This is a genomic window from Streptococcus equinus (genome assembly GCF_049393735.1).
In the GTDB taxonomy this organism is placed as follows: Bacteria; Bacillota; Bacilli; order Lactobacillales; family Streptococcaceae; genus Streptococcus; species Streptococcus equinus_G.
This window is the reverse complement of sequence record NZ_CP185946.1, coordinates 136,803-157,432: the sequence shown is the minus strand read 5'-3', so window position 1 is coordinate 157,432 and position 20,630 is coordinate 136,803. Positions and strand designations below refer to the sequence as shown.

The 20,630-nt window shown below is 37.1% G+C and carries 22 protein-coding genes; 3 read left to right on the top strand and 19 right to left on the bottom strand.

Annotated features, from left to right (window positions below; translation table 11 throughout):
* Positions 1-83 precede the first annotated feature (83 nt).
* Positions 84-809: an ion transporter gene (locus ACNTMY_RS00975; protein WP_423216329.1), complete on the top strand. Its 726-nt coding sequence runs from the start codon at positions 84-86 to the stop codon at positions 807-809.
* 34 nt (positions 810-843) lie between these two features.
* Here ACNTMY_RS00975 and ACNTMY_RS00970 read toward each other — a convergent pair whose 3' ends face one another.
* From ACNTMY_RS00970 to pbp2a, 18 genes are all read right to left on the bottom strand, one after another.
* Complete coding sequence (locus ACNTMY_RS00970) at positions 844-1,389, bottom strand: CylK protein (protein WP_423216328.1); 546 nt, start codon at positions 1,387-1,389, stop codon at positions 844-846.
* On the bottom strand, positions 1,358-2,578 hold the full coding sequence (locus ACNTMY_RS00965) for a glycosyltransferase (protein WP_423216327.1): 1,221 nt from the start codon (positions 2,576-2,578) through the stop codon (positions 1,358-1,360). Before ACNTMY_RS00965 ends, ACNTMY_RS00970 begins: the two co-directional genes overlap by 32 nt.
* A 9-nt stretch (positions 2,579-2,587) precedes the next feature.
* Positions 2,588-4,777 (bottom strand): beta-ketoacyl synthase N-terminal-like domain-containing protein, encoded by a 2,190-nt coding sequence (locus tag ACNTMY_RS00960; RefSeq protein ID WP_423216326.1) that lies wholly within the window; start codon positions 4,775-4,777, stop codon positions 2,588-2,590.
* Positions 4,777-5,727, bottom strand: a complete 951-nt coding sequence (locus ACNTMY_RS00955; RefSeq protein WP_423216325.1) for an aminomethyl transferase family protein — start codon at positions 5,725-5,727, stop codon at positions 4,777-4,779. The genes ACNTMY_RS00960 and ACNTMY_RS00955 overlap by 1 nt, the downstream gene beginning before the upstream one ends.
* Positions 5,728-5,729: 2 nt before the next feature.
* Positions 5,730-7,703 (bottom strand): cylE protein, encoded by a 1,974-nt coding sequence (locus ACNTMY_RS00950; protein WP_423216324.1) that lies wholly within the window; start codon positions 7,701-7,703, stop codon positions 5,730-5,732.
* Positions 7,700-8,578 carry an ABC transporter permease gene (locus ACNTMY_RS00945; RefSeq protein ID WP_423216323.1) on the bottom strand — a complete coding sequence of 293 codons (879 nt, stop codon included), beginning with the start codon at positions 8,576-8,578 and terminating at the stop codon, positions 7,700-7,702. Before ACNTMY_RS00945 ends, ACNTMY_RS00950 begins: the two co-directional genes overlap by 4 nt.
* Positions 8,571-9,500, bottom strand: a complete 930-nt coding sequence (locus ACNTMY_RS00940; protein ID WP_423216322.1) for an ABC transporter ATP-binding protein — start codon at positions 9,498-9,500, stop codon at positions 8,571-8,573. The genes ACNTMY_RS00945 and ACNTMY_RS00940 overlap by 8 nt, the downstream gene beginning before the upstream one ends.
* Positions 9,490-9,966, bottom strand: a complete 477-nt coding sequence (fabZ, locus tag ACNTMY_RS00935) for a 3-hydroxyacyl-ACP dehydratase FabZ (protein WP_423216321.1) — start codon at positions 9,964-9,966, stop codon at positions 9,490-9,492. The genes ACNTMY_RS00940 and fabZ overlap by 11 nt, the downstream gene beginning before the upstream one ends.
* Positions 9,953-10,255 carry a phosphopantetheine-binding protein gene (locus tag ACNTMY_RS00930; RefSeq protein ID WP_423216320.1) on the bottom strand — a complete coding sequence of 101 codons (303 nt, stop codon included), beginning with the start codon at positions 10,253-10,255 and terminating at the stop codon, positions 9,953-9,955. The genes fabZ and ACNTMY_RS00930 overlap by 14 nt, the downstream gene beginning before the upstream one ends.
* Positions 10,248-10,970: a 3-oxoacyl-ACP reductase FabG gene (gene fabG / locus ACNTMY_RS00925; RefSeq protein ID WP_423216319.1), complete on the bottom strand. Its 723-nt coding sequence runs from the start codon at positions 10,968-10,970 to the stop codon at positions 10,248-10,250. The genes ACNTMY_RS00930 and fabG overlap by 8 nt, the downstream gene beginning before the upstream one ends.
* Positions 10,967-11,752 (bottom strand): CylD, encoded by a 786-nt coding sequence (locus ACNTMY_RS00920; RefSeq protein ID WP_423216318.1) that lies wholly within the window; start codon positions 11,750-11,752, stop codon positions 10,967-10,969. Before ACNTMY_RS00920 ends, fabG begins: the two co-directional genes overlap by 4 nt.
* 56 nt (positions 11,753-11,808) lie before the next feature.
* Positions 11,809-12,117 carry a cylX protein gene (locus tag ACNTMY_RS00915; RefSeq protein WP_423216317.1) on the bottom strand — a complete coding sequence of 103 codons (309 nt, stop codon included), beginning with the start codon at positions 12,115-12,117 and terminating at the stop codon, positions 11,809-11,811.
* A 40-nt stretch (positions 12,118-12,157) separates the two neighbouring features.
* On the bottom strand, positions 12,158-12,361 hold the full coding sequence (locus ACNTMY_RS00910; RefSeq protein WP_423216316.1) for a hypothetical protein: 204 nt from the start codon (positions 12,359-12,361) through the stop codon (positions 12,158-12,160).
* A 426-nt stretch (positions 12,362-12,787) separates the two neighbouring features.
* Positions 12,788-13,717 carry a helix-turn-helix domain-containing protein gene (locus tag ACNTMY_RS00905; RefSeq protein ID WP_423216315.1) on the bottom strand — a complete coding sequence of 310 codons (930 nt, stop codon included), beginning with the start codon at positions 13,715-13,717 and terminating at the stop codon, positions 12,788-12,790.
* Between the two features lie 218 nt (positions 13,718-13,935).
* Positions 13,936-14,475, bottom strand: coding sequence for a transcription termination/antitermination protein NusG (nusG, locus tag ACNTMY_RS00900; RefSeq protein WP_423216314.1), 540 nt, complete (start codon positions 14,473-14,475; stop codon positions 13,936-13,938).
* Positions 14,476-14,617: 142 nt separating this feature from the next.
* Positions 14,618-14,794: a preprotein translocase subunit SecE gene (gene secE / locus ACNTMY_RS00895; protein WP_074482712.1), complete on the bottom strand. Its 177-nt coding sequence runs from the start codon at positions 14,792-14,794 to the stop codon at positions 14,618-14,620.
* Positions 14,795-14,858: 64 nt separating this feature from the next.
* Positions 14,859-15,011, bottom strand: coding sequence for a 50S ribosomal protein L33 (rpmG, locus tag ACNTMY_RS00890; RefSeq protein ID WP_003067827.1), 153 nt, complete (start codon positions 15,009-15,011; stop codon positions 14,859-14,861).
* A 51-nt stretch (positions 15,012-15,062) separates the two neighbouring features.
* Positions 15,063-17,369 (bottom strand): penicillin-binding protein PBP2A, encoded by a 2,307-nt coding sequence (pbp2a, locus tag ACNTMY_RS00885; protein ID WP_423216313.1) that lies wholly within the window; start codon positions 17,367-17,369, stop codon positions 15,063-15,065.
* 160 nt (positions 17,370-17,529) lie between these two features.
* Here pbp2a and ACNTMY_RS00880 point away from each other — a divergent pair, with 160 nt between their 5' ends.
* Entirely contained in the window at positions 17,530-17,733 is a 204-nt protein-coding gene (locus ACNTMY_RS00880) for a hypothetical protein (protein WP_423216312.1), read from the top strand.
* 50 nt (positions 17,734-17,783) lie between these two features.
* Complete coding sequence (locus ACNTMY_RS00875; protein ID WP_423216311.1) at positions 17,784-18,644, top strand: RluA family pseudouridine synthase; 861 nt, start codon at positions 17,784-17,786, stop codon at positions 18,642-18,644.
* A gap of 119 nt (positions 18,645-18,763) precedes the next feature.
* Here ACNTMY_RS00875 and ACNTMY_RS00870 read toward each other — a convergent pair whose 3' ends face one another.
* Complete coding sequence (locus tag ACNTMY_RS00870; RefSeq protein ID WP_423216310.1) at positions 18,764-20,368, bottom strand: zinc ribbon domain-containing protein; 1,605 nt, start codon at positions 20,366-20,368, stop codon at positions 18,764-18,766.
* Between the last annotated feature and the right edge of the window lie 262 nt (positions 20,369-20,630).

Sequence of the window (20,630 nt, the reverse complement as noted above, 5' to 3'; positions counted from 1 at the left end):
TTGTAAATTATTATATCAAAAAGTAAGTGATTTAGATGGTTTTTGCTATGTTATAATAGTTCTAACAAGCTAAAGGAGCTAATATGAGAAAGAAAATTTACGACATCATTGAACCAACCAAAAACGTCACAACCGTTGAAAGAATTTATGATATTTTCATGGTCATGGTCATTATTACGAGCTTGCTTCCTTTAACCATCAAAACACATTCAACTTTTTATGCGATTTTGGAGAATGTTACGACGCTTATTTTTATTGTTGATTATGTGCTCCGCTTGATGACCGCAGACTTCAAACTCAAGCAAGGAAAAGTTTCGTTTATCAAGTATCCTTTTACTTTCCTTGCTATCACAGACCTTGTTGCTATTTTGTCTTCTCTGCTATTTTGGAATAACACTTTTCGATTGTTCAAAATCGTGCGTATGATTCGTACGGTTCGTGTATTCAAAATTTTTCGTTATTCTAGAAGCATCAACATGCTCATCCATGTTCTTAAAAAGCAAAAAGAGTCTTTATTAATCGTTGGTGCTTTAGTTGTCATTTATATTTTCATCTCAGCTCTCGTCATTTTCAATGTTGAGCCAACGACTTTTGATAATTTCTTTGACGCCCTTTACTGGGCAACCATTTCTCTGACAACCGTTGGCTACGGAGATATTTACGCCGTCTCTGCCATCGGAAAATTAATCACCATGATTTCGTCAATCCTTGGCGTTGCTATCATCGCACTTCCTGTCAGCATCATGACCGCAGGTTACCTAGAAGAAATCGAGACACGACGTCACAGACGTAAACGTCCGAATAACTAAAAACTGAGCTCTAATAGGGCTCAGTTTTTTTATATTAAAGTTTTAAATGGCGAATTTCTGACTCATCTTCAAAGAAATAGCCAAGCAAATAATTGTCAAAAGACTCGTAAGTGATTTTATCTGCGGCTGGGCATTTAAAAGCAATTTCCTTTGCTAGCCATTTCTGATAAAAAGCTAACTTTTTATCCTGAACATCCCAAGAACCAAGAAATTTATCATAAACAGCCTGCGAACAGTCACGGTATTCCTCTAAGTCCACACCACAAGAACCTGTTGGAGAATAAGTTAAAACATGGTAATTACCTGAATTTGAATAAGAGATATGTCCTTGTGGCAAAGAAATCAAATAAGTACTCGCTACCGAAAAAGCTTGCTTGCAAATCTCGTCCGCAAAACCAAGTTTCCTCAAAGCACGATAGACAAAATAGCTTCCTTGAAGCAGTTTTTCCCGCGTCACTTCTCGAGTCGCTGCTTTGTAACGCGCTAATCGTGCACCCGTCAGCTGATTGTCTAAATCCCGATGAGCATTTTGATATAAAATGACAAGATTACCGCTTGTTTTGTAAGATAAATGCTGCAATTTCAGCCTCCGCTTTTTCTAAAGAAACATCTGCTTCTTTTTTTATCTGACTAGCCAAAGCAAACATATTGGCCTTGTAATCAGGCAAATCAGCAACAAATTGTTCTAAAATCTGAGGGATATTTTGACTAGAAGGTTTTTCAAGTAAAACCGCGGCTTGCTTACGGCTGAATTTTTTGATATTCCAAAATTGCTCATTGAAGAAAGGAATGCCAATAAACGGAATACCATGAGCCGCCATCGCATAAACTGTCCCCTGACCACCATGAATCATCGCAAAATCAATACTGTTAGAAAGCGCCGCGAAATCAACAAAGTCAACTGTTTGAACATGAGAACCAGGCAAGGAAATCTCTTGTCCACAAGTCGTCAACAGATAATCATAATGACTTGGAAGTTGAGTCAAAAATACTTCTACCCATTCTCTTTTGAAGGAGGTTCCAAAACTCAACAAAATTTTTGAACCAGATGCTAAGGGCTGTTGTGAAAAACCAACATCATCAATCAAAATAGGTCCAACCGTTTTGTAAGAAGAGCTGCTCGGAAATGTGTAGAAGTCTGAGTAATCAGCGACTAAATTCAAGTCACCTCTAAAGAGTTCTAAAGCATTTTTAAATGGCTCTCCACCGTTTCGCTTGATGTACGTATTCCAAGTGCTGACATTGCCAGAATATGATGTTATCATTTTCTCAACTGTTTTTTTCATTTGCTGATTGTTGAGCTGTGAACGATTTGATTTGAAATATTTGTTATTTGAGAAAAGTCCTTCTGAATTTTCCACAATTTCACTGATATGAGTAGCTCCAGAAATAATCCAAATTAAAGGTATTTTCTCTAAACGACAACTCGTAATGATACTTAAGCGGTAGCCTGTAACCACAGCATCGAACTTTTCTTTGCGCAAAAGTTCCCTCTCAAAATCGCAAATAGCCTCAATCTCACTCTCGCTTAAAAAATTAAAATCTGTCGACAAAGAGAAAAACGAATCATAGCGTTCTTTGTTGTAAATACTATTATCAATTGGACAATGATGCCAAACATAAGCTTCATTATCAAAAATAAATGGATAGTACTTATCACCAATGATATGAACATCGTGTCCACTTCTAAGCAATGCTTCTGCTAGCTTTGACAGTCGCTGGCTCTCGCCAAGATTCATCATAAAAGGGGCAAATAAAAATTTACTCATAATCTGCACCTATTTTTGGATAATGGCAAATGAAATACCACCAAATTTTGAGTAAGACAAGACTAGATAGTTTCCTTGTGCTAGCTCTTCATTGATAACAAAATCAATTTCTTCACCAGCTCCATTTGATGAAAAAGCAAACGCCTGCTCTGCCAAATTTTGATAGCCGTAACGTTGTGACAATTGAATCAAGAATTCATAATCTGTGCTATCGATTTTTTTGCGTGAATTCCAAATACAAGCCTGAATATCACGACTTGTTAGAGACAATTCATCTAGCATTTTCTGATATGCTGCATCAAAAATAGCTGCCACATCATCCAATGATTTGCCACTATATTTCAATTGACGACTAGCCAGAATTTTAGCCTCTTCTGGAGATTCTTCACGAGAAAGAACCTGAACAGAACAATAATCTGCGCAAGTAAACTCTTGGCTATCATAATTCATCTGTTGCCACCACATCATGCTGAAATCAGTCCACTGGTTAGCCGAAACAAGAATCACGCGCTCAAGTTGGTCATTACGCATCATTTCTTTAGCATATTGAAGCCCATCGATAGCTCCGCTATTACTTGAAATGACCGATACTGGTCCTTTTATTTTAAAGAGGATTGAGAGCATACCTGCAGCAGCATTCATCACTGTAAATGGGAAACGTGATGCTGACACATGTGCATAACCGTCTTTGGTAATCTGTTCTTCGATACCTTCAACAACCTCAACAGGACCTGAAGGAGTTACAAAGACAATTCCAACTTTAGAAGTGTCCATTTTTTTCAAATTAATTCCACTAGTCTGAAGAGCTTTATCAGTTGTCAGTGCAACCATTTTTGAAAAATCATCCATCTTACGAAATTGTGCTGGGTTGATTGTTTTTGGTGGCATAGCTTTTTTAAAGCGATAAGCCTTGAAATCATTAAAATCATTATCACACAACTCGTACTGCTTGTTATCTTGGGCTTGTTTATCAAGAGAGCTTGCGGATGAGAGGACTGTTAACCGCACATTATCGTTAGCAGCAAAGGTATCAAGGTCAGAATCTAACGAAGCCAAAAGTACACCACTATTGTTGCCACCAAAGGCAAATGAAAAGTTCATGGCATTTTTGATAGCGTGGCTACGTTTTTGATTGTAAATAAAGTTATCTGGAAAGCCATCATGACCAATACTATTTTTAGTAGCAGGTACCGTCTGCTCTTCAATAGCAGCTAAGCAATTAATCAGCTCAATAATTCCTGCAGCACCAAGCGTATGTCCTGTCTGACCTTTGGTACTGCTAACGAGTGTTGTTTCAGGGAAAAATTTATGATACATATTTTTTTCCATTTTATCATTTGCTTGAGTACCTGTTCCATGACCATTGATATAATCGACATCTTTGTAGTCAATTCCAGATTTAGCTACTAACGTTTGAGCAATGTGGGCTGCACCTTCTCCTGTTGGTTTTGGTGCTGTAATGTGATAAGCATCTGATGTAATTAGACCGCCGATAATTTTGCCATATTTAGCTAGAGATTTGTCTTTAACTAAGATGACAAAACCTGCACCTTCACCCAGATTAATTCCTTTTCCTGATGAATAAGGTTGACAAGCATTGGCACTGATTGCTCCGAGTGAGGTAAATCCAGCCAAAGAAATATCACTCAACTCATCACAGCCTCCACAGATAGCAAGGTCACATTCACCATCTTGCAAAAGCTGTGTTCCTAAAATCACCGCATTATTACTAGCTGAGCAAGCCGTTGAAATCACATAAGTTTCACCAACAATATCATGATAAGCCATCAATTCATCCGCAATATGGTGAACAGATGTCTTAGACAATAATTCCGCTTCAACTTCATGGTCCCCATCAAGAAAACGATAAAGTGCTTCTTGCCCAGCGACTTTACCACCAAGCGACGTTCCTAAACACATGGCAACTCGGTGATAATTTTTCAGGTTAATTCCAGAAGAATCAAGTGCTTCTTGCAAAGCTGAAAAAGCAAATTTAAAATTGCGTGTTTCATTTTGATAGCACTCTGGCACCTTAGGATCATCAAAGATGCGTCCTGTGTAAGCCTCTAAAGTCCAGTCGTGATTTTGATATTCGTTCTTAGAAATTCCTTCTTTCAAAGCAAAAAGATTTGCCTTGTGTTCAGCATAATTTTTACCAAGTGAAGAAACAATTCCTACTCCGCTAACATATACTGTCATTATTTGTTCCAACTTTCTGGGATGCGATATGGACTTGAAAGAGTTTCAAGGACTTGCCCGTCTTGCGTAACAAAATGAACACCAGAATGTGCAAAGTCTTTAGCTACTGTCATCAAGCCTAAGTAGCGTCCATTTTCACTAATATCATCAGCTGACCAACTCACTTGACCAACTACTTGATCATCAAAAAGTACAGCTGTTTGTTCAGCTAATTTTTCAGAACTTGTAAACCCTACACTGCGCAATTCAGCAGCCTCGGCTCCTTCTAGGAAAGCTTCACGACCACGGAATGCTTCTTTTGTAAAATCAAGATTCCATGAATAACCAAGCTCATAAAGTGACTGATTTTCAGTAGCATAAATGCTTGTGATTGGTTGACCAACTTCAAATCGTAAAAATTCATCCAAAGTATCATCATAAGTTTCCACACCAGCTAAAACATCCGCAATAAATGCTTCAAAAACAGCACTTGGCAAGAAGAATTGGTAACCAAATTCACCAGAAAATCCAAAACGAGCCAAGTAACCAGCTTGATCTTCGTAAGTCATCTCTGACATGCCACGGAAACTCAAAGTTGAAATATCATATTCATAAAATTGCTGAGCAATATCCCCTGAATTTTTCCCTTCAACTTGAACCATTTTGTAATTATCTGAGATATCTGCCACTGTAAAATCAAAGTCCAAATCAGAAAAATAACCTTGTAAATCTTTATGGCTAGCAAGCCAATAAACATCGTCAAATTTGTAAAAGGTCACTTCATCATAAACACTACCATCTTCATTTAGCAAGAAAGTGTAGCCACATGTCTCTGTGTCTGCAAAAACAATATTCTTCGGAAGAACTAAGTCAAGTGCCTCCTCGCACTCTTCACCAGAAACTTCGTAAAGAAATCCGTCATAAATTTTATAAGCTTTATCTGTGCGCAATGTCGTATAAATGCTCGTCATTTTTAACTCCTTTTATATTCTGTTAATCTCACATTGATTGCGTGAGAGGCTGTAGTGTCAAAGACACATCTGATTTTTAAAGTGTTATTTTCTTTGTAAGAATAGAAAACGCCAGCTGGGCAAGAAAACTGCAGGTAACGATCCTGTTTTTCATCATAAATTACAAGCTGCTGCTGATTTTCTAAAATGTGGGATTTGTTTTGATAGAAAATCTGCTCGTTAAAACGCAGCTGCGAGAGATTTCCTTTTATTTTAAACGCAAATGAAATAGAGGCTTGCTTAGAATTTTTGGGGATAAACACCTCAGGTAAAACAACCTGATTGTGTGCTAAAACCAGCGAATTTATAGAGTATTTTCTTCGACCTGCTAGTGGTCTTTTCGTGCCATAACCGAACTCGTCTTCCAATTCTAACTGTGAAAGGTATTTTAATAAGTTTTTGTCAGTCTTTTGGTAAATCGTTTCGTCAAAGCAAGTACTGTCAGCTGAAAAATCACGCCTTGTCATCGTAAAGTAATAGCTTTGCTGCTGCAATTGCGATGATGGACAGATACTCAATGGACGAAACTGCATTTGATTGCTCGCTTTTCCAAGTGGCTGATATAAAATCTGGCAATCCTCACTTGGAATGACATATTCAAAGCAATCACGATTAAACAAACTCTGTCGCAAAAAATCATCATGCTCTAATGGATAAAATCCGGGACGATTCGCCAAATAACACTCACCGTCTTTTAATAATTGTTCTTGGCAAAAAATTTTAAAACCTTGTTTTACAATTTCTGGCATCATCGCTTGAGCTTTAGTGTTACAAGTATAAGTACAGCTTACACGATTATCATCGAATCTAATTTTTTTACAAATGTGTGCGCCTTGATAACGCCAGCTAATATCAAGTCCATTTGCCTTTTCCTTAATTTTAAAAATAGCTTCAAGTGGTTGACTAAAAATAATGAAGGTGTCCTCAAAAATAACCTTTTCGTCTCTGCAAAAAAGTAGACTACCTTCTGGGGAGATTTTTAAATCATAACCTTGAAAGACACGATGAAGTTGATGATTTTTCCCATGTCCTTGGCTGATATAATTTTCAAGTTGAACTGAAATCGTACCATGTCTAGTTATAATATTTGCACCAACCTTATGACGATGCGTGTAACCTCGCAAAGCACAGCGAGGATGGTTTTTCGTCAAGGTAACAAAGCGATGATTTCCAACCTTAGCTTGAATCTTTTCAACATCCTCTGAAAAGAAATCTGCTTGTAAATAATAGCGACCATTTTCTTTTACAACGGCTAGCTGAAATAAATCCATTTTTAAGAAATACGGCAAACTCGCCTCATCTTGCACCTTAAAACAAATGATTTCATCTGAGATGCGTGTCTTAAGAAAAGTCTCCTTAATGTTAGCATCCTCAACTTCTTCTAAAATTTCAAAAGTTGATAAATCATAGGATTTGCCATGATAATCAGATAAACAAAATGTTTTGATAACCTTTGGCAAATTGCTGCGCAATGAGCGACAGTGCAAAATATCCTCATAAGTTTGGCTGTATTCGTGAAATCCATTTAGACGTGATAATGACAGCGAAGGTTTATTGTATTTACTAATTTCGGTAAAAAGATTCGAAAAACCAAGCTGTGTAATCTGCTCTAAAATCGTCTTGTACAAAAAAGTGATTGCCTGACCACTTCGACTCTCTGAGTCAATTAACAAAAATCCACTAAAACTACTGTCCAAATCTAGGCACTCATGTGTGATGAATTTGAAAAAAGCTGATGTTCCTATTAACTTACCATTTTGGCGCAATAGGAAAAATTGCTTAACTTCCTTGATTTTCATGGTCAAATCAAAATCCTCAACCGTCAAAGGTTGCTCATCTGGAAATTGATAAACATGATTTTTATTAAATAACCTAACGATTTCTGGATAATCAGCAGGACAAGCCTGCACAATCTCTAAATGATTATCTTCTGTCATTTTTTAACCTTTTTAACCACAAAGTGAAGTAAGAGAAATGCTGCGATGACAGCTAAACAATAGGTAAACATGAAATGATTTGAAAATACATTGCCACTAGCATCTTTTAATAAGACTCCGTAAGATTCTTTATAATCTGTCACAACTGAGTTGTCAGCCTTATCGAAAACTTTAGCTAGTGATTCTTTCATCAAAACTTGCTTAAGCAAAGCATTGATTTGTGTGAGAGGAAACCAAGTCATCACTTGCTGCAACGTTTTTCCAACTGAACCAATTGAAAGATAAACTCCTGAGATAAATCCTATAAAAGTACCAACAATTGTGCTTAGAGTTGTAAACGATGAGCTCGTACGAATGAAAGCAAGAACTGGCAAAATAAGACTGGCTGATAGCACCGTTGCTAGACAAATGACACCGAAAATTTTCGCATAATCACCCATTGAAAAATCTAGCAAAGCTGAAAAGCCATTAAAAATAACAATCGCAAAAACGCATGAAAACATGGTTAAAATAATGCCAAAAAGCACTGCAAAAATGGCATAAGATAATTCAATCGTCATCGCTGACGTCGGACTAACTTTGAAATCCTCACTTAATTTTTTCTCACGGTCAGCCACCATCACTCCAAACGCTCCAAGCGTTCCAGTCATGGAAACAATGGTCGTAAGTCCAGCAATCAACCAATAATTCACCATATGAATCGTCTGTGTTGATGCCGTTTGGCTGTGCAAAGCTGCCTTAATTGCATCAATCTGAATTTGCCCTAAAAAGACTTGATAAACTAGAATAAGAATAATCACCGATAGAAATGACATAAAAAATGCCATGCGATCGCGTGTGTATACCTTACGATTTCTAGAAATTAATTCAAACATTCGTCTTCCCTTCTTTTTCTTTCAACAAATTCAGATAAGCAGCTTCAAGATTAGAATAAGCCACATTAAAACTTTCAATAACGGACTTATCTTGATTGTCTGAAATGATACGCATCATCTCATCTACAGTTACATCTGAAAAAATGATTTCTCTTTCTGAGATAACTTCACTCTTTGCCACAAAAGGTGCAATTGAAAGTTCAGCTACCGAACAACCATCTTTTAACACTAACTGAAGATTTGTCGTTGAGTGTGCCTTGATAAAGCCTGAAATATCACCTGAATAATATAATTTTCCACTAATCAAGACATTTAACACATCGCAGGCTGCCATCTCTTCAAGGTAATGTGTAATCAAAACCACAGTCATGTGAGCTTCTTTGTTTAAATGACTGATAGCTTCCCACAAATCATGTCTTGATTGAGGATCTAATCCGGTCGTAGGCTCATCAAGCAATAACAAAGAAGGATTTGGCAAAAGTGCACGTGCAATATCAACCTTACGCTTTTGACCACCTGATAAACTCCCATATCTTTGTTTACGAATATCATTGATACCCAAATAAGCCTGTAATTCTTGTAGACGCTTGTGAACACTAGCTTTTGACAAGCCATACAAAGCACCACGCGCAACCAGATTCTCCTCAACTGTCAAGTTCTCATCCAATCGATTGCTCTGAAAAACAATCCCAATATGCTTATAAAATTCCTTGTCAGATAATGACTTGCCATCAATTTCCCAAGAAATCTCACCTGAACTTGGCTTAAAATTTTTTATCAGCAAATTAAACAAGGTTGTTTTCCCAGCACCATTTGGCCCCAATAGCCCATAGAATTTTCCCTCTTCAAAGACCAGATCAACGCCTTTTAAAGCTTCAAAAGAGCCATAACGCTTTCGAATATTTTTTAGTCTAATCTCCATTTTCCGATACTAACATCCTTCCTGAAGCCACTTCTTGTTTATTCTCATCACGAATGATTGCCTGAATCTCAAGAAGCTGACCAAGTTTTGATTGCGACTTACACGTGATGGTCAGTTGGTCACCAGGTGTTGCGATTTTTTTAAATTTAAAATTTTTCACGCTAGCCAAATACCCAACCTTTTCAGCCACATTTTCAGCGCTCAAGTCTGCACTTGTCACTTCTTTTCCTTCAAGAGAATCTAAAATATAAAGCAAAGCTGCTGACTGTGCAGCCATTTCAATCATCAAAACCCCTGGAACAATCGGGCGACCAGGAAAATGACCTTGGAAAAATGGCTCATTAATCGTGATATTTTTACGACACTCAATGACTCCCGTCTTGTACTTCAAGACTTTATCAACTAATAAAAAAGGATATCGGTGGGGTAACATCTTGATAATATCATCACAATTAATCTTCACCATCTAAATCCTCACTGTTTTCAATCACAAAATCTGCCAATTTATTAACAGATGATAAGACAGCCATGTCGTCATCATTGATTTCAACACCAAATGTTGTAGATAACCCAATTGATAACTCCAATGCATCAATAGAATCTAACTCCAAGCCACGTCCAAACAACGGTTGATCATTGGTAATCAAGTCTTTATCAAGATCTAGCATCAAAGAATCAATCAAAACATCTTTGATTTGATCAACTACCTTTTGACGTGTCTCAATCACCGTTTTCTCTTCGTTCCAATTAATCATTAATCATTCCTCCATCGATTACCAAATTTTTTCCTGTAATGTAGTTTGCCTTATCACTGACCAAAAATGCCACTGCCCAAGCCACTTCCTCGGCTTTTCCAAATCTTCCCAGTGGAATAATATGCTCTTCTATTTCTGCTTTATTACGCAACTCACTAGTCATATCTGTCTCAATGAATCCAGGACTAACACAATTCACTGTAATGCGATCCTTGGCAAATTCTTTAGCCAAAGTCTTAGTAACCGCAATAATAGCACCTTTACTAGCTGAATAATTAGCCTGACCGACTTGACCAGCCACACCACTTGTCGATGAAATATTAACAACCTTACCTTGGATATGCTTTGCTTTCATGATACGTAAAACTGCCTTAGTCATATTAACCAAGCCCATAAGATTAATGTTAAGCACATCGTGCCATTTTTCATCTGACATCATCAAAAAATAGCCATCACGGATAATTCCCGCATTATTGACTAGACAATCAATGCGTCCATAAGTCCGAAAAATTGTATTGACCAATTTTTGAACAGCTTTAGCATCAGAAACATCACATTTGTGAACTTCAAGCCCTGGTAGTTCTTCTTTCAAAGCCATCGCGCAAGCGTCATTTCCAGCGTAAATCGCAATAACTTGGTAACCTTCCTTGTGCAATTCTCTTGAGATGGCTGCGCCAATTCCTCGTGTGCCACCTGTAACAATTGCTACTTTCATCTTTTTTCCTTTCGTTTTTTCATTTTCATCAATTGTTTGGAAATAAATTTATTCGGAGACAGATCAATGATCCTTGTTTCCTGATTTAATATTTTTTCTTTAATACCATTCCAATCAAAGCAATGATTCCATTGATACATAATCTCATCAGTTAAATCATCACAGTGGAAAAGATAGCTGTAAGCTTCATTTTGAACAATGTTCAATGCCTGAACCAACTCACCATATTTTTCTTGTGTTTGATTTAAAAAGCTTGTATGATAAGGTGCCTTGACACCCAACTGCTTAATTTTCAGTGAACAATTAGCCTGCTGTGCAAGATTTTGCAAAAGCGCCGAATCATCATTTTTCATGGCAAGAACACCTGAAATATCATCCGTAAGAATAGCCAATTGGAATTTATCTGGATGTACACTCAAAACCTCTTGAGTCAAAAGTGTCATATTGTCTGTCATTACCAGAAATAATTCTTCTTGATGTGAGGCACTCTCCACTAACTGCGCTCTTTTTTTAATAAAGGCAACAATGTCTTGAAAACTAGCACTTCCACTAGCCAGTAACACATTAAAAATTCCTGCACTATGGGCTGAAAATCGTGTTCCATTTTCAATCTTGTCATCTTGTGTTGCCCAAGCATTGTAAAGAAAAGTCGTAAGCATTGCTGCATGCAAACCATCTAAAGCACAATTTTTATCTAAAACATCTTGAAACAGTTGGTATGAATCAAAATCACAATTCTTCAGCTGTGATAACAACTCCTTACCTTTTTCAGTCTTTATCATCTGATGCAAATGTTTTAACTGAACATTACCTTGACCGCCATAAATTACTGTCGATATCACCTTTTTATCCTTTCCACAAGAAGTATGGGAGTATCATACCCAACAATACCCCCATCATCACAATATTTCTTGAGGATTTTTACTGATTCATCAGCTACATATTCATAGGTCAAGCCTAAAATCTCAACTGCTAGTAGCACAGCACCTTTTTCGTAAGTACCACCTTCAACAATCTCATTAGCATAATAGACTCTCCCCACTAAATGCGTTGAAATCAATAAACTATTTGCCAGCCGTGTATCATATAAGCAATATTGATTATCAGATAGTTCCTCGTTTTTCCCTAAAATATTAGACTTATCCACAAATTTGCACCTCCATCCAGCACAAATACACTCTTATTATTTATTCCTGCTCTCTTACAATAATTTTGGCATTTGGACCAATAGTTCCCAATAAAATTTTCTTTTGGCTATTTTGCTCAATCATTGTTAGTTTAAACAGTTCTTCATCTATCCACACTGAAACTAACTTATTTATTTCAGCCGAATTGGTTATGGTCAAATAAGAAACTTCTTCAAATCTTTTTTCAATATCACTTTCTATCATTACCGCTATTTTTCCTAGAAATACTTCCCTGCATAATCCATCCTGCAATACTGTTTGGGTTAAAAACAGTAGGCAATTAAGCTAAAAAATTTCACTTCTTAGCCTTTCCAAAAAATTAAAAAGTCAAGCAACGTAAACATATCCTTCATCCTTTCTTTCTTTATTGACAACATTATATAACGCTTTCATAAATTCACGTGAGGACATTTATGTCCATATAAAAAAGTGAGCGAGACAAATAAACTCTCCAGTGGAGACTTTATTTCTGACCCTAAAAACTAAAAATCGAATTGGTAATTTCAAACCAATTCGATTTCGCCATCTCACCTCCGCACAGTTGACCACTGCGTCTTGTTTATTCAATTATAAAAAATAAGAAGCTAGACATTGTCCAGCCTCTTTTCACGAGCATCATTCAACACTTTTTTAAAAAAGGGCATCATTTTTATCAATCCCTAGAATTTCCAAATCCTTTTGCCATTCTCGTTGCATATTTTCCTTAATCAAATCTTCCGACAACAAATCTGCCATAACGATAGATTTCTCATACTTTTCCTTAGCTTCCTTGGTATCGTTTTTTAAAAAGAGAGCTATCTTCCATTGAAAAGCATAAATAAAAATATTATCCCTATAGTCATTACGCTTTGTCATGATATCACGCAGAACTTCAATCACATCTGGAAGCAAAGCGTACTCGCCGTAGCAACACAAAACACCTGCTGCTGAAATAATGACATCTTGAATTTTCCCCAAATCTGCCAACGGAAAATAACTTACTGCCAAAATCACCTTACTTAGCAAATCAATAAATTCGACCTTATCAAAATCATGAATAGCCAATGACAACAGACGTAACTGAATGATTTCAACATCATTAAAAGACAAACGAGATTTTTTTCGAGTCTGCTCCAAGTACTCATCCAATAATCCTTGGTCATATGAACCATTACCTGAGCAAATCATATCCACAGAAGCCTGTGCAACTTGAAGTGCTATCTGTTCTTCCTCCGGTAAATAATCAAAATACTGGTCATAAATTTTTTCGATAATTTTTTCACGCTGTAAAAGTCTTTCTTTATTACCATAATGGTATAACGTTCTCAGCTGATATCTCAAATTAATATACTCATCTGGAAGTTCTAAACTTTCTTTACTCGTTAATCTATCCAAAGAAACTCCCAATTTATCAGCAATATAAACAGCTGTTGCAATTGTAGGCAAAGATTGTCCCTTTTCAATTCGCTGAAGCTGCCTTGTTGTTAATACATCCTCAATTCCACAGACTCTTTGTCGACTCATTCCCTTTTCTTTTCGCAAGTCTCTTATCTTTTGACCAAATTCCTTTTTAAAATCCACGACAAAGAATCTCCCTAATCTATTCTTTCAATTGAAATACTTTGACAATCAAAGTATGCTATATACTCTAACAACTCTGTAATATTCTAAATATATCAGATAAATGAGGGAAAGACAAGACACTCTAATGGTGAATACGTTTTAAGATGACACCATTTAAAAAAACAAAAAAATACCTCTAAACTACTCGAGCTTAGAGGTATTTTTAATAAGAATGATTACAATTCAGCGATTTGGAAAAGTTCCAATTCAGCTTGTGTTTCAGTACCGAACATATTAATCATCAATTTAACTTTATTATTTTCGATTTCAACAACACGTCCTTCTTGACCAACGAAAGCACCATCGATGATTTGAACTACATCACCAGGTTTGATGTTTGTGTCAACCACATCAACAGTTTGACCCATTGAGATAAGAATTGAACGAATTTCTTCTTCCAAAAGTGGAGTTGGTTTTGAACGGTTACCGTGTGATCCAACGAAACCAGTAACGTTTGGAGTGTTACGAACAACGAACCAAGCTTCGTCTGTCATAACCATTTCAACCAAAACATAACCAGGGAAGCGATTTTCTTCAACTTCTTTGATTTTACCATTTTTTTCAACGTTAACAGTTTGTGTTGGGATTTCAACACGCAAGATGTTATCCAACATGTTGTAAGTTTGTGCACGTTGCAAAAGTGTTTCTTTAACTTTGTTTTCGTAACCAGAGTAAGTTTGTAGCACAAACCAACCTTTATCAAAAGAATCTAACATAATTTCCTCCATTATAAAAAAGCCCTTTAGAGGCTCTTTGGGTGTTTTTTCTTTATTTTATTATAGGAAAAATCGCTAGCGCTGTCAACGAATTACTGCCAAATCTATACACAAAAAAGCTGGGCAAAACCCAGCTTATCTCTTAAAATCGATTTAATAAATCCATCACTCCCAGTGAGAGCAATTTATCGAAAATGAAAATAACAATGGTAAAGAATGCTGTATATTCAAGTACAGAGATATAATCTTTCCAACGTTGTTTACGATTTGGCCATGTTGTTTCACTTAAAATCGTAAAAACTCCCTTAATGAATGCCACAGGCGACTCCTCCTTATTCTATCATCTCGCTCATTACTCTAAAGCTGAGAATGACCGCTACAAATTATCGTGTTTCTTTGTGTAGCGTGTATTTTTTACAATGTTTACAATATTTATTAACTTCTAGTCGTACAGGTTTGGGGTTGCTACTAACTCCGATAGAGTAGTTACGGCTTCCACATTCTGTACAAGCTAAACTTGCTTTTTTCTGTGCCATAATTCCTCCGAGACCTTATTTTATCATGTTTTTCTTATTTTGACAAGTCCGTTAATTTGCCTGTTGGTTAAACCAATTTGAAAAACTATTCCAAGCATCTTTAACAGCTTGTCCAATTTTTTCACCAGCATCTTGAGCTGATTCTTGGACTTTATCAAGAATATCATCAGAGCTTGATGATTGGCTTGTACTTGCTTGACCATCTGCGCTGTAAACAAGGTCATAACCATTTTGGCTATAAGCATTTTCTACGGTAAATTCTGTTCCTGCAGTATATGGTAAAATACCGCTCGCAACAGCACTGAAGATAGTTGAAGCCGTACCAGAACTTGCATCGTTCAAGTAGTGATTTTCATCTGTCGAATCATAACCAATCCACTGTGCAATAACAACATCTGGTGTGTAGCCGATAACCCACTGGTCACTTGTCAAATCTTCATTAAAACTTGCCTCAACAGTACCTGTCTTACCAGCAATTGTATAGCCGTAAGCATTGGCATTAACAGCTGAACCATTTGAGAAAGTTCCAAGCATCATGCTTGTCATCTTATCTGAAACAGATTTGCTGAGCACGCGCTTAGTAGATGGTTTAAATTCAGCGATAACCTCACCACTAGCATTTTCAATTTTTGAAATCAAATGTCCTTTTGGCATAACACCATTGTTAGCAAAGGTTGCATAAGCTTGCGCCATTTCAAGCGGGTTAGTAGTCACACCACCACCAAGAGCAATTCCCAGTTCTTCCTTAACATTTTTCATATTAAGTCCAAATTTCTTAGCGTAGCTAATACCTTTGCTAACTCCAATTTTATTTAACAAATAAACAGCTGGAATGTTGTAAGAATTAGCAAGAGCTTGATACATTGGAAGATCAGCCGTTTCAATTCCAGCATAGTTTGTCGGACTGTAGCCATCATAATCTTGAACAGTATTTGGTAATTCCTTGGTAATAGCGTAGCCTGATGCGACCGCTGGAGAATACACAACAAGTGGCTTAATCGTTGAACCTGGGCTGCGCGAAGCCTGTGTCGCATAGTTAAAGCTACGGAAAGTTGATGAGCTTGGACTTACTCGCCCAACCAAACCACGTACTGCTCCTGTTGCAGGGTCCATAGCAACACTAGCTCCTTGAGCACTTTCCCCATCATAGTCAGACACTGGGAAATATGAGGTATCGTCAAAAACAGCCTGCATATTAGCTTGATAATTTTGGTCAAGCTCTGTGTAAATCTTGTAACCGTTATTGACAATATCATTTTCTGATAAACCATATTTTTCTTGAGCTTCTTGGATAACCGCATCGAAATATGAACCATATTGGTAATCGTCAGAATTTCCAGTATACGTATCATTTAATTCATCAGCGATATTCACTTGCTTAGCCTGGTCAGCTTCAGTTTGTGTGATTTTACCAGCATCAACCATAACACCTAGAACTGTGTTACGGCGGTTCGTCGCATTTTCCACAGAATAATAAGGATTATAAATTTCAGGACCTTTCAGCATACCAGCTAAGATGGCTGATTGTTCAATCGTTAAATTAGCTGCGCTTGTCCCAAAATATTTCTGACTAGCATCCTCAATTCCCCAAACCGAATTTCCAAAATAAGCATTGTTTAGATACATGGTCAAAATGTCATCTTTGCTGTATTTCTTCGTCAACTCGATAGCAAGGAAAAATTCTTTTGCCTTACGTGTGACGGTCTGTTCTTGGCTCAAATAAGCATTTTTAGCCAATTGTTGTGTGATGGTTGACCCACCACCAAAATGACCCATGGTAAACAAGGCTAAGAAGAAACGTGAGTAATTAATCCCACCATTTTTATAAAACGAACGGTCTTCAGTTGCGATAACCGCATTTTTCATGTTATCACTGATAGCATCGAGTTCAACGTAAGTTCCCTTTTGCCCTGAAAGAGAACCAACTTGATTATTGTCTTTGTCATAAATCACAGTTGTTGCCTTCAAAGCGTCTTGCAAATCAGAAACATTTGTTGACTTAGCGACCACAAACAAATACGAGCCGATAGCTAAAACCACGATACCAACAAGAATAAGCAAAATTTTACCAATACGATAGCGACGCCAAAAACGTCTAATCGGATTTTTAGGTGATGGCATAAAGCGTGAAATCTTTTGCAGCCAAGCCGGTTGTTTTTTAGCTTTTTCGTGATAGCTTTTGCTTCGTTGATAAGTCGGAGTTTCTTGCTCCATTTCCACTTCAATATCAGTCAAATCATCAGCCAAATAATCATCGTTGTCACTTTCTTGGCTGGTGTGATTTTTGAAAGGCAGTTCTTCTTTTGCTGTCTTCAAAAAAGAAAGAACCTTTTCTTTAATCAATTTAAATTTTGTCATAACCACATTATAACAGTTCTTTCAAAAATCGTCAGATGTAAAAGGATTACATCTTGATTACAACGTTTTCAAGTCATTTGTGGTAAAATAAAATTAATAATAAAACGCTATCAACTTATCTGTCCACAATACTCAAAAAGAGTATTAGAAAGGATTTATTATGTCTAAAGGATTTGACGCATTCAAAAAAACATTGTCTCACGATAGTTTAAAAGCTGTTTACGATGAAACTAAAATCGAAGTTTCTGAAAGTGAAGCTGAAGGCACAGAAGCTTACTCAATGGCAGTTGCCGTACAAATGGCGGTAAACTTGCTAGAAAAATACGACGACTGGCTCCACGACAAAAAAGACGATAAAAAATAAGCGCATCTGACAAGATGCGTTTTTGCTTGCTTGCATGTTATAATAGAGCCATGACTTTATCATTTACGATTAAAAATCCATACCCTGACTGCACAGTCAAAGAACTTCTAGAAGAACATTTACTGATTCCGCGAAAAATTCGTCATTTTCTACGTACCAAAAAGCACCTACTCATCAATGGTGAAATGATTAATTGGCAAAGCCTTGTCAAAACTGGTGACACCATCCAATTAATCTTTGATGACGATGATTATCCGCAGAAAGAGATTCCATTTGGGCAGGCTGAGCTTGTCGATTGCCTCTACGAAGATGAACATCTCATCATCGTAAACAAACCAGAAGGCATGAAAACTCACGGCAATGAACCAAATGAAATTGCCCTGCTCAACCATGTCTCTGCTTACGTTGGCAAGACTTGCTACGTCATTCACCGCTTAGATATGGAAACTAGCGGAGCTGTCATGTTCGCTAAGAACCCTTTTGTGCTACCTATCCTCAACCGACTCCTTGAAAACAAAGACATTTCTCGTGAATACTGGGCTTTAGCACAAGGAAAATTCGAGCCAAAACATCAAGTCTTTCAAGATAAAATCGGACGTGACCGTCACGACCGCAGAAAACGTGTCGTCGATCGTAGAAACGGACAAACTGCCCTGACAATTGTTGACCGACTTAAAACCTTCAAAAAAGGAACACTGGTCAAGTGCCGTTTAAAAACTGGACGTACCCACCAAATCCGCGTGCATTTATCAGCACACAATCACGCCATTATCGGAGACCCACTTTATAGCAAAATACCTGCCAAACGTCTTATGCTCCACGCACACAAACTCAGTTTCACACATCCATTTACCCTTGAAAAAATCAGTGTCGAAGCCGTCTCAAAAACATTTGAAACAGGATTACATTAAGAGGTTGGGACTAAAGTCACCAACCTCTTTTATTTATGCAATTATAATAAGCGAAACGCAGTGGTTAAGTGAGTTCGAATGCGTTGATAAATCAACTTTTACATCCCTACTTCCTTTTCTTATTTCTTACTTAAAGTACTACCAAGCGTTGGCTTGCTATAATCAAAATCATCATCTTTATTAGCCTGCCAAACAACCAATCTAAGCTTGTCACCGTCGATTTTAATACCAAAAGTATACTTAACACCAACGCCACCAAGACCACTGACAACAAAAGCACTCGTATCAGTATCATCTCCGTAAACATAATGATAGATATTATTACCCTTGTCTTCGACACCCGTAATCTTAGTTTGTTTTTTATTATTTTTAGTTGATTGGGTGATTGTTCCGTCAGCATCAAAGGTAAATGATGTGTCGCTCTTGTCATCAACTTTCCATGTTCCAAGCATAGCTTCTGGCAGAACTGAATCTACCTTGATTTGATTGTCTTCACCAGTTACTGTGATGCTTCTTTGCCCTGAATTTGCTACCAAGTAACTTGCGCCTGATTTTTTCAGCGTCAATTTTCCTTCTAGGGTTTGAATAACATCACCTGAGCTTTGTTTTTCAGTATCTGTTGATTTATCGTAATGGAAATCATAAGTCGCTGTAAAACCTGCCACGTAAGATTCTTTACCAACCTGTGTGAGATTTGTCAAAACGATATTAGGGACGGTCAAACTTGTTGCCTTACGGCTATCAGTCTGCATCTTAGCTGTGATACTTTCTTTCAAGCCTTTGTAAAATTCATTACTAGCACCATCTTCAAAGACTGTCGCTACTGTTGATGAATCTTGTCCAGCATTCAAATACAAAATCATTTGGTCAAAAGCTGATACTAGCACTTTACCAGCCGTTTCATTGTCCAACAATCCCTCAGCGTCCAAAGCAACAGTATCCCCATCAGAAATACTTGAAAGAGCTTGTTTTTGCGATTTCAAATCACCGTCTGAGAATTTTTTCTTGACATAAGCTTTAGCTGAGTCAGTCAAAGGATAATCACTGACATCATATTCCCCATTTTCCAAAGTTCCCACACGCGTATCATCAAAATAAAGCTCACCATCAGTTAAATTACTTGTCACCTTAAAAGATTTAAAGTTGACTGACAAATCAAGAAGATTATTCTCACCGTCATAAGCCTTGCTAAGTTCGACTGGCTTACCATTGTATTTGCCAGAGATGCTTGCTGTATAATCTGCAATTGGCAAACGCTCAAGCGTCACGCTGTAATCTTCTGAGTCACTGACTGCTACTTTCTTTTTATTCAACAAAATATCAACCTTATTGACGTTCGTCTTAATCGTCAGATTCAAAGGTTTCAAAGCGATGCGGTAGTTTGGAAAAATCAAAAACTTCTGCCCAACCTTTTTAACATATTGATTATCTGAAGCCCCTGCATCTTGCAAATCTTGACTGAGCTGATTTGCTTCTGCTTTTGAGAGTTTGTTAAACGTAGCATACTTAGCCTCGTCGGTCGTAACTTTTTCATCGTTATCTGCCCAAACCACAAAACCTTTGATATTGTCAAAAGTATCACCTGATTTTTGATAAGCTGCCACGTACTCTTTAATCACTTGTTTTTTAGAGTAATGAAAACTTCCCCAAACCACAAAAGCAATCAGCAAAATTCCCACAATCAAACTAGGAATCCAAATTTTCTTGTGTTTAAACTTAATCATTTTTCTCTCCCTATCCTAACAAAACTTGAGCTATCATTATACCAAAAACTTTTTAAACTACTGTTACAAGAAATTCACACCTATGACATAAAAAGGCGACTAAAAAGCCACCTTTGTCATTCAAAAGTCATCTTTGTTATCCACAATAACAAGATAAATCGCACCTAAAACAGCACCAGCAACACCTAACCAAAACATCATAAGCCTACTCCCTTCATACAGTAAGCATATATAAACTAAATCAACATTTTCTAACCTTAGT